The sequence below is a fragment of the Paenibacillus sp. OK076 genome, assembly GCF_900110055.1.
GTDB lineage: Bacteria > Bacillota > Bacilli > Paenibacillales > Paenibacillaceae > Paenibacillus.
Genome location: NZ_FOCH01000003.1, coordinates 107112 through 119754, shown reverse-complemented (window position 1 = coordinate 119754; position 12643 = coordinate 107112). Strand labels below are relative to the sequence as shown.

General features: G+C 47.0%; 10 protein-coding genes. 6 read left to right on the top strand and 4 right to left on the bottom strand.

The genetic code is table 11. The annotated features are described in order from the left end of the window. Positions 1 to 16: 16 nt before the first annotated feature. Positions 17 to 667, bottom strand: a complete 651-nt coding sequence (locus BMY78_RS23065) for a hypothetical protein (RefSeq protein ID WP_090903728.1) — start codon at positions 665 to 667, stop codon at positions 17 to 19. Between the two features lie 572 nt (positions 668 to 1239). Here BMY78_RS23065 and BMY78_RS23060 point away from each other — a divergent pair. From BMY78_RS23060 to BMY78_RS23050, 3 genes are all read left to right on the top strand, one after another. Beyond that, on the top strand, positions 1240 to 2874 hold the full coding sequence (locus tag BMY78_RS23060; RefSeq protein ID WP_090903727.1) for a nucleoside hydrolase-like domain-containing protein: 1635 nt from the start codon (positions 1240 to 1242) through the stop codon (positions 2872 to 2874). Between the two features lie 188 nt (positions 2875 to 3062). Next, on the top strand, positions 3063 to 3869 hold the full coding sequence (locus BMY78_RS23055) for an alpha/beta fold hydrolase (RefSeq protein WP_090903999.1): 807 nt from the start codon (positions 3063 to 3065) through the stop codon (positions 3867 to 3869). 25 nt (positions 3870 to 3894) lie between these two features. After that, on the top strand, positions 3895 to 4878 hold the full coding sequence (locus BMY78_RS23050) for a sensor domain-containing diguanylate cyclase (protein ID WP_090903726.1): 984 nt from the start codon (positions 3895 to 3897) through the stop codon (positions 4876 to 4878). Positions 4879 to 5006: 128 nt separating this feature from the next. Here BMY78_RS23050 and BMY78_RS23045 read toward each other — a convergent pair whose 3' ends face one another. Further along, the gene (locus tag BMY78_RS23045) at positions 5007 to 6497 is read right to left on the bottom strand and encodes a right-handed parallel beta-helix repeat-containing protein (RefSeq protein ID WP_090903725.1); all 1491 of its coding nucleotides are present in this window, start codon (positions 6495 to 6497) and stop codon (positions 5007 to 5009) included. Positions 6498 to 6671: 174 nt separating this feature from the next. Continuing rightward, positions 6672 to 7913 carry an MFS transporter gene (locus tag BMY78_RS23040; protein ID WP_090903724.1) on the bottom strand — a complete coding sequence of 414 codons (1242 nt, stop codon included), beginning with the start codon at positions 7911 to 7913 and terminating at the stop codon, positions 6672 to 6674. A gap of 111 nt (positions 7914 to 8024) precedes the next feature. Here BMY78_RS23040 and BMY78_RS23035 point away from each other — a divergent pair, with 111 nt between their 5' ends. The 3 genes from BMY78_RS23035 to BMY78_RS23025 all read left to right on the top strand — a co-directional run bounded on the left by BMY78_RS23035 (position 8025) and on the right by BMY78_RS23025 (position 11045). Further along, entirely contained in the window at positions 8025 to 9818 is a 1794-nt protein-coding gene (locus tag BMY78_RS23035; RefSeq protein ID WP_090903723.1) for an SgrR family transcriptional regulator, read from the top strand. 72 nt (positions 9819 to 9890) lie between these two features. Continuing rightward, positions 9891 to 10547, top strand: a complete 657-nt coding sequence (locus BMY78_RS23030; RefSeq protein WP_090903722.1) for a DUF2625 family protein — start codon at positions 9891 to 9893, stop codon at positions 10545 to 10547. Positions 10548 to 10589: 42 nt separating this feature from the next. Continuing rightward, a complete protein-coding gene (locus BMY78_RS23025; RefSeq protein WP_090903998.1) occupies positions 10590 to 11045 on the top strand; it encodes an SMI1/KNR4 family protein in 456 nt (151 codons plus the stop codon). Positions 11046 to 11165: 120 nt separating this feature from the next. Here the strand turns inward: BMY78_RS23025 and BMY78_RS23020 are convergent, their stop codons facing one another. Further along, a complete protein-coding gene (locus BMY78_RS23020) occupies positions 11166 to 12509 on the bottom strand; it encodes an MFS transporter (protein ID WP_090903721.1) in 1344 nt (447 codons plus the stop codon). Positions 12510 to 12643 lie beyond the last annotated feature (134 nt).

Sequence of the window (12643 nt, the reverse complement as noted above, 5' to 3'; positions counted from 1 at the left end):
CTGTGATCCTTTACTTCTAACGAAATGACAAATACTCAAATAAATGTGCAGTATGCTCTTCTCCCAGTACATCATTCAATATAGGTTCAACATGCTCCAGATATTCGGGTTTGGTTTCATACGTTTCCTCGTCCTTCAATTCGCCGTCATAGTCCCGTGCAGCTTCAATCAGGATGGCCAGTGCATTAAAAAAGTCTGTTAATGAATCGGCAACAAGCTGAGGTTCTTCACCCGCAAAGGCCGCATATACAGGCGAGTTCGGTGCTGCTGTATCCACGATTAAGGGATCATCGTTAAAATTCGCAATGACGACATGATTTTTTGGCCACGAGGCTGACTCCTCATAGGGTTCGTTCATGCCGATCCAGCGGTGACCTAGTTGCTGACGATGGAGATGTTCAGGTGCAACAAAGAAGAGCAGAGCCGCATCACCGATCTCGACGGCTGCACTTTTCATTTTGAGTGTGCCTTTGGCCAGTTCATCCATCATCTCGAAGTGGCTGTACAGATATTGAAGCTCTGGAGAGAGCGGGATTCGTTCATCCACTTCCGGCAGGCGGTGTTGTTCACGAGGACGCAGATCATTATTTTTGAAAAGTCCATATGCTTCATTATATAAATCTTGCTGCTCTACCAAACGGATGAGGGCGGCATTTAGCTGTTCCATCGGTGGCTGATTCCTCCTTGTATTAGGCTTGTTTTCAAGCAGTTACATTCCCTTATAGTCATAAGCATAATCATATATCAAAATGGGAAAAGCTTACACCCTGGTTATATAAATTGAACTAAAGAATATTTACACTTGCCACTCCGATGAAGAACAACCTTCCGATCGCTGTTATCCCCAGATTTTTTTGATTTCCTCTTTTAAAGGTGAAAATCCGGGAATAAAGGCGAAGCGTATGCTCCCGATGTAGCTTTCTTTCAGAAAGCTTTTATCTCCGCTTCTTCAGGTTATTTCTGTCCTCTCCGGTTCTCGTGTAAATGTGTAGATCAATTGATATACTTAATGTTGAATGCGTTTACATTAAACGGCGAACATGTTATACTTTTTCTCAAATGAGGATTGTTACTGCTTTGGCAGGCAAAACCTGAATGTTGATATGTGTGGACTCCGTCCAGCTCATATTGATGTTTGGGTTTTTTTGCATTTTACGGTCCATATTAAGTAGCAGGCCGACATCGCAGACATTCCCAAAACACATCGCGTGGAACACAAGAAAGGGGAGCATCACGAACATGAGTACAGGAAAATGGTTAAACGTTTTGGCGGCTGGCTGCCTCAGTATGGTTCTGATTGTCAGTGGGTGCGCATCCAAAACACCGCAAACGGCCACTGAAACGCCGAACAAGACGGCAGAACAGGAACAAAATGAACCTGTAGAAACGGCAGATCATTCTGCAACCAAAGCCAGAACGGTAATTACAACCGATGGTGAAGTGGATGATATGAACTCGGTTATTCGTTTTCTCTTATATTCCAATGAAATGGATCTGGCGGGCATTGTGCTGACCAGTTCAGTGTATCATTATGCAGGCGACGAGGAAGCAGGAATCCAACCTTTCCGCTGGACAGGAACACAGTGGGTGTACGATATGATTGATGCCTATGGTGAGATCTATCCCAACTTGTCCAGACATGCAGAGGGATATCCGGAGCCGGAGCAGCTTCGCAAGATGACCAAAATCGGTAATATCTCTGACAAAGGGGAGATGGCGAAAGAAACGGAAGGTTCCAAATTTCTCGAAACGCTTTTCCTCGACGATGATTCCAGAGATCTGATTGTGCAGACCTGGGGCGGTACGAATACAACAGCCAGAGCACTGAAATCGATTGAAGAACAGTACAAGGACACCGCAGAGTGGGAAACGATTCGCAAAAAGGTCAGTGATAAACTGGTGCTATACATTATCCTCGATCAGGATGACAGCTATAACGACTATATTGCAAAAAATTGGCCGGACATTCGCATTCTGAACGACCAATCGAACTTCTGGCATTTTGCCTATGCGTGGAAATTCCATACAGAGGAAGTCAATAGCAAGCTGCATGGCGACTGGATGGTCAAAAACATTCTGGATGGTCATGGCAAGTTGTTGGATATGTATGCAACCATGGGTGATGGTAAAATGATTGAAGGCGAGCTGGACGAAGAGCAGCGCGGTAGTGCTGAATATTTGAAGAAAAATCCGCAGTATGACAAATACGATTTTATCTCCGAAGGTGATTCGCCATCCTTCTTCTATCTGATCGATAATGGCCTGCGCAGTATGGAAGACCCTTCCTATGGTGGATGGGGTGGTCGCTTCGGTGTGGTAAATGACAAGCTGTTTAGGGACAACGTTCTTGATTACGATCCGTATACCAAACGATATGAGGCTGAATACTCTCTGATGAGATGGTTTGACGATATTCAGAATGATTTTGCGGCTCGTGCCGATTGGGCCGTCGCGGATACCTTTGAAGGAGCCAACCATAATCCGACACTCACCATTAAGGAAGGATTAGACCTTTCCGTCAGCCCGGGCGAGAAAGTAACCCTTCATGCAGAAGGTCAGGACCCGGATGGGGATCAACTGACGTACAGATGGTGGAGATATTTTGAAGCAGATACGTACAAAGATTCCAATGTCCAGGAGGAGAAGGTCCAGCCTGAGATGGCGGGTGACCTGCAGCTTGGATTGCATCGTGAACTGGCCAAGGGTGAGAAGCTGGATACGATTCAATTAGCGGACAGCGACACCAATGCTGTAACGTTCACCGTGCCTGATGATGCCAAATCCGGTGATACAATTCATATTGTAGCCGAAGTACAGGATGATGGAGAGCATCAGTTGAAGCATTATCAACGTGTGATTCTCACTGTAAAATAGCCAAGGATCAAAAAAATAAGAACAAAGAGCCCTTTCGTGATGAGAGGGCCTTTTGGCATACAGTGTGCATGATGATTTATGTATCCAAAGTAATGAAAATTAATATTTCTATCCATAACCCAAATATTTCCGATATAATAACCAGATGGATCAAAGCAAAAGAATACGACCTCAGAGAGGTGATTTGGATGACGATTGACGTCCTCGTGCGTAACAATGTGAATGTGCTGGGAACAGGCAGCCAAACGATTATGTTTGCACATGGGTTTGGGTGTGATCAGGATATGTGGCGCTATATTGTACCGAGTTTTACGGAGAACTACCGGGTTGTTTTATTTGATTATGTAGGCTCGGGTGAATCTCAAATTAACTATTATGATGCAGACAAATACAGCAATCTTCAAGGATATGCCCAGGATGTACTGGAAATTATGGAAGCGCTCAACTTGAGAGATGTTATATTTGTTGGACACTCGGTCAGCAGCATGATTGGTATGCTCGCTTCCATTCATGAACCCACCTATTTCAGGCAAATCGTCATGCTGGGGCCTTCGCCTCGTTATGTAAATGATTTACCGAGTTATTATGGGGGTTTCGATCGACGTGACATTGATGAGTTGCTGGATATGATGCAGATGAACTTTATTGGTTGGGCGAGTTATCTTGCTCCAATCGTGATGCAGAACCCGGAACGGAAAGATCTGGCGGAAGAGTTGGAAAAGAGCTTCTGTTCGAGAGATCCGCACATTGCGAGACAATTTGCAGAAGTAACGTTTTTATCCGACTGTCGTGTCGATCTGGATCAGGCGTCGGTACCGACATTGATTCTCCAGTGCTCCGATGATAGCATTGCTCCGGTTGAAGTAGGAAATTACCTGCATGCTCATCTGAAAAACAGCAGGCTTCAGCAGATGACTGCGAAAGGGCATTACCCGCATCTCAGTCAACCGGAAGAAACGATCCGATTAATCAAGAATTATTTAACGATTGCATAAAACTCGGAAGAAAGGCAGTTCATCCATGGATATACAATTAGATATGGCACCCTGTGGATACTTCTCCATTTCTGACGCTGGCATCATAAAAACGGCTAATCAAACCCTGCTGACCATGCTGGGGTATGAACGCAATGAGATGTTGGGCCGGCATATCGAGTCCACCATGTCGGTGACTAACAAGCTGTTTTTTCATACGTACTTCTACCCCTATATTCAGTTATATGGACATGTGGACGAGATGTACTTCTCATTCCGCACCAGTGATCAGCAGGATGTTCCGGTTCTTCTGAACGGGGTTCGCCAGACTCGCAATGGAGAAAGTGTCATCGACTGTGTCGTAGTTGTAATGCGCAAACGAATTGAGCATGAAAAGGATATTATGAATACCAAAACCAAACTTCAGGAACTGTATCAAGCTACAAATGAGGCGAACAAAGAGCTTGAACGACTGCACGAAGAATATAAGGTGAAGCAGCAGGCGCTAATCAAGGTAAATGATCAGTTGGAGACGCTGGCTTCGACGGATCTGCTTACCGGACTCAAGAACCGCAGGTTTTTTCAGGATAAAATGCTTGAAAGCCTCGGACTCTTCCGGGAAACTCAGTATGTTTTCTCCCTTCTCGTCGTTGATATTGATCATTTCAAAAATATTAATGATACGTATGGACATCCAATTGGAGATCTGGTGCTGGGCAATCTGGCAGGCCTGCTGCAATCGGTGTCACGGAGCACGGACGTGGTGGCGCGTTATGGCGGCGAGGAATTTGTCATTATTCTTGCGGATTGTGATCGAGAGCAAGCTGCGGCTACAGCGGAGAGATATCGTTCACAGGTCGCCTCTGCCGATTGGGGCGAGTATAACATTACAGTGAGTATTGGCGCGGCTACGGTTTCGCAGGAGGATACAGATCAGTCTTTGTTTCAAAAAGCGGACAAGGCGCTCTATGCCTCCAAAACGGGCGGGAGAAATCGGGTGACCCATGCTGCAGAGCTTGTAAGAAATTAAAGGCTGGGTTATATAGTTAAACAGGAAAACATTAAGGAGCCTGCATCATAAGGGAAATGCCCTTAGACGCAAGCTCTTTTATTTTGTGTGAAACGGGTTGAATTGGTTTTTTTCTTCCTCCGTATTCATTATCGCGGTGCAAGGTAGCCATATCCTTCGGCGAAAGAACCAGCTTGGAGAGTGAAGTCTTCGTTGGCCTCATTCACAAATTGGGGGTTCACATACAATGAATGTTCGTCATTTCCTGATTCCTCCATGTAGGAGGTGAAGCCGGAATACTCTGTGTTTTTCCAGACCCACAGCGCCTCTTCTTGTAGTGCAGGGGAGTAGTACACGTTATAATCAAACACATTCCCCGAATTACTGGTGTATTCATTGTAAATGAGCACTTCAGCGCTGCCCGATACGAGAATGTTCCGCTTGAATGTATTGTTCTTCGTTCGAGCTTGCAGGAATAGCTGCCCATTACCTGCATCCAGCAGGTCGTTCTCCACTAACGTATTGTACATAACCGTACTGTCTTCGGTAGCGCCGCGTTCCTCATCATAGCCGCCCATGGCGATGCCTGTAAGCCTGTTATGAAAAATCAGATTATCCTGCAACGTAATGTGACTGGTTGAACGCCCGGCATGCTCCGAAGCAATCTCGATGCCGATATCGTTACGGTATACCCGATTGTGGTCGATGATATGATTTTTGCCTCCATCGACATAGATTCCCCCGGCAGAATTGCTGTCATTGGGGAGGTTTGTTCCATAAGACGGATTAAGATTGGAAGAGATATTATAGACCTCGTTTCCCCGTACAATCCCGTTTCGCGCCTGATCGTAAGTGTCGTCCTCCGAAGTTCCTTCATATCCGATCAGATCAATGCCGATGTTGTCGGTATCATGGATCGTATTGTCCAGTATGGCAAACGTATCCACATTCCCGTTGACTGCGAGTGATTCACTTGAACCGAGCACGAGATCATACAGCTCATTATCCTTGATGATAATATCCCGCAATGCTTGGGGATGCTCCGTACCATAAATCGCAATTCCATGGGCGTCCCTGCCCTGTAAATCCGGTCCTGAAGGTTTAGCATCATTGGCAATGGAATGAACCGTGTTGCCCAGGAGTTGAATGTGCTCTCCTGCCCCGTGAACATATATTCCAGTAGGCACTTGTCCCCGAAATGAGGTTGTAAAGTTGCGGATCTCGAGATTTTGAATCGTAATATAGCTGGCATTGTCAACTTCAATCAAACCCTCTATGCCGCGTACCGACAGACCTTCACCATCAATGATGACCTTCTCCTGTGGATAGCTGGAAAAGAGGGTTGGATTGCCCGATGAATTGCCGCTACGAGTGATTTTTACCTTTTGGTGATAGACACCTTCACGCAAATAAACGGTGCTTCCCGGGGTAGCATGGTCGGCAGCATGCTGCAACGTTTTCCAGGGAGATTGAAGGGTTCCTTTGTTCGAATCGTTTCCTTGTGGTGATATGTAATATATCTTCTGGGTATCCGGTACCTGCACAGACTCGGGAGAAGGGACAGATGAAGCGTCATCCTTCTGACAACCCGTTGCGAACAGGATCAGGGCCAGGAGTGCAATTGTAGTTATACGATACAAGATGATTCCTCCTTCATAAATAGCTACGAAGTTTGATTATAACAGATTTGAATGGTTAAATAGGGTGTAAAATGCTCATAGAATTTCAGTAGAGGTAGAGAACGCAGAAAAAACAGAGTAACAGAGAAACAGGTGGTGAGTGTGATCTCGCCACCTGTTTGTAGATACTGCTAGTTATGTTCCTTTTCGATCCCAGAGTACACTATAGCGGCAGCAGATAAAAATGATGACATTCGCTGCTGCGGCTATGCCAAACACCAACGCTGGATTGGACAGCTCGGAGATCCAGCCGCTCCCCCATATAGCCAAGGGCATGCCGAGCTTGAACAGAGATCCGGTAATCCCGCTGATCCGGCCAATCATGTGATGTGGTGTGGACTCCTGGCGGAATGTCCAGATGCAGATCGTGCTGATAGTTTGAAAAATACCAGACAGAAACAGACCCACTGCAAGTCCGTAGGTGGAGTGGAACAAACCAAGGATCAGAAAGGCGAAACCTTGAAGCAGTGTGGTCACCACAATCAGCACACCAGCCGAATATTTGCGGCGCAGGGAGCTTACCACCAGACTGCCGATTAAACCGCCTACTCCGGCAGCAGATAATACAAGTCCAAGCTCTAGATTACGCAGTTGCAAAGTGTCTTTGGCATAAAAGATGACGGTTGCATCCACCATACCTGAGGTCGCATTAAGAAAAATGACCGTAATGCTGATAACCAGTAACATATGGTTACGACGCAGCTCGATCCAGCCTTCTTTAAAGTCCACCCAGAAGCCCTGAGGAGATGTTCCTCTGGACACAGGTGCGGAGTGCAGTGGTAATAGAATGATACAGGATATCGCAAGCAGAATGGCGGTAATTAACAGTCCCGTATACAAGTTGGATAACATCAACAGCATTCCTGATAGGGCGGCGCCCATAATGGTAATTAACGTTGTGGTGAAACCCAAAGCCGCGTTGGCTGACGTTAGCAGTGGCGTGGGCACCGATTGTTTGACCATGCCTGCTGATGCATTGCGAAAAGCATAACTCAGTGTCATCAGAATAAAGCCGCAACCGTAGAGTACATAAATGGAAGGTTGACCATATTGAAAAGACAGAAACAGCGCGAGCAGAAGAATAACCTGTAACACGATGGAGCCAATAGACCACCATTTCTTATGCACCCGGTCCATCAGTACACCGATAAACATGGCGAGAAACAGGTTCGGCAGAAATTCAATGCCACGCATGGTGGACATCGCTACAGGAGACTTTGTGAGTTCATATAAAATAAGAGGCAGGGCCAATTCATAGATTTGATTCCCTAGAGCAATGATGCCACTGGCAGCAAACAGAATGATAAAGCTTGGATTTCTCCATACGGATGGGGCGGACGTAGTGACAGGTGTAGTGTGTACGTTGATTTCAGACATGAATAGCAATCTCCTCTTTACGTGTGGTAATGAGGTCCATTATACTTTTGGAAAAGAGGAAGAAAAAGCGAAGCATTCACCAATTCGATTTCGCCTTTTAGGAGAGTGAAGATGGACGCAGAAGAGCATTATCTAATCTTGCGCACCCACTTTGAGGCTGTGGCTGAGCAGGAAATGATTGAAGTCACGATGGAGCAGGTTACTGAACTACTGGATTGCTCGAGGCGTAATGCACAGTTTGTGTTGAACAAATTGACGGAATCCGGTTATTTGTCATGGATACCCGGTCGTGGACGAGGCAATGTATCCCGAATGTCTTTTCACGTATCGGTGTCCGATCTGCTTGCAGCCAAAGCGAAGCAGCTTGTGGAGAATGAGCAGTTGAATGAAGCATGGCGTCTGATTGATTCTTCAGGGACGCAGCGAATGAAGGATGACTTTACCGATTGGCTGGAACGACAGCTGGGCATCTTGCGCACCGAGGGGGAGGAACAAGAGGTACTGCGTTTTCCCTTTTATAGGCCAGTCCATCATCTGGACCCCGCGTGGGTTCAGCGGCGTACTGAATCGCATTGGGTAAGACAGATCTTTGATACACTCCTCATATTCGATCCGGAGGAAAAACGAATTCTTCCCGGACTAGCCCATCATTGGGAATGGGACGAATCATCATGCCGCTGGCGATTTTACTTACGTAAGGGAGTACGGTTTCACCATGGTCAGGAAATGACTGCACAGGATGTGAGATTTACATTTGCCCGCATGTCAGGAAGGACATCCTCGGAGTGGATGTTTTCTTTAATCACAGGTATAGAGACTCACGGGAGTTATTGTATTGATTTTTATTTTGCCCAGCCCAATGCGGTATTTCCAGCTTTTCTTTGTACGGATCGCTGTTCGATCGTGCCTGAAGATTTGGGGGGGGCCGACAAAGCTCCATATTTCTCAGCACTGCCGATTGGCACGGGTCCTTTCCGCATAATCAAAAATAATGAATCCCTGCTTGTGCTGGAGGCGAATGATCATTACTTTGAAGGGCGTCCTCATCTGGATCGGATTGAGATGTGGGTGTGGCCGGACTATGAAGGACAGCCTGGATCACACAGGACAAGCAGGGATATGCAGCTGTTATATTCGGGTGCGAGCGGTGGATCTGCGAGTGAACCATCTCTCAGCCAGTTGGAGAATGGCAGCACCTATATGACCTTTAACCTGAACAAAGCAGGGATTCAGCAGAATAATCTATTTCGTCAGGCCATTCATCTGGGATTGGATCGAGAACGAATGATTAAGGAACTGGGTGGTATCAGGCAGTGTGCATCGGAGGGGTTTGTGCTCAGTGGAGCCGAGCAGGATTATATACCGGGTTCTGATCTGGATGAAGCAAAAAAACGGATTCAGGCATCCGGTTATAGCGGGGAGTCTCTGAACCTGTACACGTATGAATGGTTGGAGAATGAAAAAACGGCCGCGTGGATTAGCAGGCGATGCAAGGAGATGGGGGTTCAACTGAATGTGGTGAAGCTCCCGATTGAGCATTTGGCTGACCCGAAAGTGCTGGCACGGGCCGATCTGGTCATGGCTGGAGAAGTACTTGGTGAGCAGGCAGACCTGACCCTGCTCGAGCTGTATCAATCCCGTTTCAGTTTCCTGCGTAATCACCTCAGCCCGGAATTGATCGCATATGTGGATGACAAGTTAACAGTGTGCATGGGAGAACCAAGCTCGGACGAGCGAATGAAGCTGCTTTTGGACATTCAGGAAAAGCTCAAAAGTTCTTTGAATGTCATCTTTCTGTACCACAGTCTTCAGAGAGCCCAGCATCACCCCATGCTTGAAGGCATTGCCTTAAATGCATGGGGGAAAATCGATTACAAGCATATCTGGGTGAAGCTTGAAACCTAAAAGGAATAGTGTGAACGTATGGAGCAACTACGGCCTTATTGGATTTAAAGTAGATCGAAGGGAGAAATGATCATGCATAAATTATCCGTAAGCGAATTAGTGGATCGGGAACATCACGCTTGGGAGGAGCTCAAGGAGCTGTTGGACCATGGACAAAATAAATACACTTATGTTCCTGCACAGCGGGAGGCCGGAGAGGATGCGCTCTATCACCTCCAAGTAAGCACCAAATCCTATTTGGGAGCCGTTGCCTATGAGACAGAGGGAATTGTGTTGGATGATGGCTGGATTACGTTACTTGGATCGGGTGGTGACCGTATCTTTGGGAGTCTGACCTGTTGGAATGGTGTGGGTGACCAGCCGTGTGTACCTGCATTGGAAGGCATGATGATCGTCGCCTACGATGCTGCGGGTGGATTTTTCGGAATGGATATGGGCAAGTATGGCCGTACGGGACATGTATATTATTTTGCACCTGACACGCTGGAATGGGAATCGACAGAACTGGCGTATTCTGGCTTCATCAACTGGTTAGCCAATGGTGATCTGGAGCAGTACTATCAGACCTTTCGTTGGAAGGGGTGGCAGAACGACGTGGGACAGCTTCAGACAGGACAAGTATTTGCGTATTATCCACCGCTTTGGACGGAGGAGGGCGGCGGCGAGAGCAGCAGCAAATCTCCTGTAGCGGTGGAGGAAGCCTGGAAAGCAGCATTGGGTGGAAAATGATGTGCGATGACAGAGCTGTACAGGAGGGAGCGTGTGAATAATATGCAGATCGATAACATTCAGAAGCATTACGGCATTGTGTTTCCGCACGAATATCTGGAGTTTCAACAGCAGGCCGAAGGTCAAGCATTTGATATGATTGAAAATGGAGAGGTCGTCGATTGGGAAATTCGCTTCTCTGCTCTCGATGATCAGTTCATTGCGAATAACATCAATCTGGTTGACGATGTGAATCCCGATCCACGCCGGATTATTCCATTTGCTTGGAGTGTCAGCAGCGGCAACAACTATTTATTGGATTACCGAACGAATTCAGAATCTCCTGCCGTACTGGTTATGGATCATGAAGAGGCGATGGTGCGCGAAGATGCTGAGAGTGAATCAGAAACGCCGGAGGAAGCCCAGCAACTGCTGGAGGAAAATGTACGAGAGATCGCTGCCAATTTCAATGCATTTATAACTTGTTTAAAAGCCAGACCGAGTGATCCAGTGGAGTGATTCACCGTTTGAATATCCTCGTGAACGACAAAAGGCTCGCGCTATACGCGGGCCTTTTACTCAATCGAATACATGAATGTTTTGATTAAATGATATATAGAATACATCCTAGTTTGCAACCTATACAGTCTCAGTCATTGTAGCCGTAGAAGTTGATCGTGCAGCTTTGTTATGCCAGACCACGATGACAAGCGAAATCAGACAGACTATGAGCAGACATCCATATACAACATGATAGGATTCTTCTACTCGAACACCCGGAATGCTGTGCAGCAATAGCCCGCAGACAGCCACGGATACCGAACCGCCAAAAAACTGGATCAACTGTAACAAGCCCATACCGGAACCGATCTGCGCTTTGGGCAGCACCCGAGACGCTTCATTATTCAGTGAAGCTATCGAGGCAGAGAGTGCCGGGGAGAAGAAGAGATATCCACCGGTGATAATCAAGGCAGACTGATTCAGACCCAGCATGAACAGAGCAAGGACTGCGGCTAGCAAAATGTGCCCGATCATCAGAAAACGCATATTGCCGTACCGGTCGATCCAGCGACCTACGAAACGGGTACAGAATGCCGAGACGATAGCTCCAGGAGCAATCAGCAGACCAATAGCCAGCGACGAACGGCCAAACAGATCAGCGAGCACTAGTGGCATCAGGAACAGATTGCCCAGATTTACGACCAGAACACAGAAGCCGATGATCAGCAGCCGGGTAAACCCGGGTGTTCGGAATACATGTGGATTCACAAAAGGAAGACTCGCCCTGCGAATATACACAATGTGCACAACAAGTGAAATGACACCGATGGCCAGCCATAACCAAGACTGCTGAGTGATGGCAACCAGAAGGGTGGTTGCATTAATCACGGTTAATGCTGCACCAATCATATCAAAAGGATTCTCTGGTTTGGCCGTCTCGCGCGGGAGAAAATAGAGCAGTACGGGCAGTGCAAGCAGGACAAGCACCGTAATGGCGAAAAGTCCATTCCAGCCCCAGTATTCACTAATGAGTCCACCTACAATGGGGCCAAGCCCAAACGCCATGGCACTGCCTGATGAGATCAGTGCGATGGCAGCTCCGCGCCGCTCCACTGGAATATAGCGGCTCGCGATGACAAGCCCAAGTCCGGCCATGACCCCTGCACCCGCAGATTGCAAAATGCGTGTCAGCAAAAGGATTGCAAAGCTGTGCGCAAATAGTCCGAGTAATGAAGACAAGCCTAAGATCAGCAAGCCCACCGTCAGCAGTTTGCGTATCGGAATACGGTCAGACAATCGACTGTAAATCACCGTGGACAAGGCATAACCAATCGAGTAGCTTGAAATGACCCAGGATCCCAGGTCCGATGTAATCTGAAGATCATGAATAATAACGGGTAAAGAGACGTTAAACATGGTGGTGTTCATCACAACGATGAACAGGCAGCAAGTCCAGAGAGGCATTACAATTTTATCTTTCACGTAACCATTCCTGTCTATGAATTCAATAAACCATTTTACGCTCAATCTATGTATATGGCAATAATGTCATACGGATTCATTGAGTGGCTATACAAAAACGACGTCCTGACCAGTACGCCGTTTTTTGCATATGA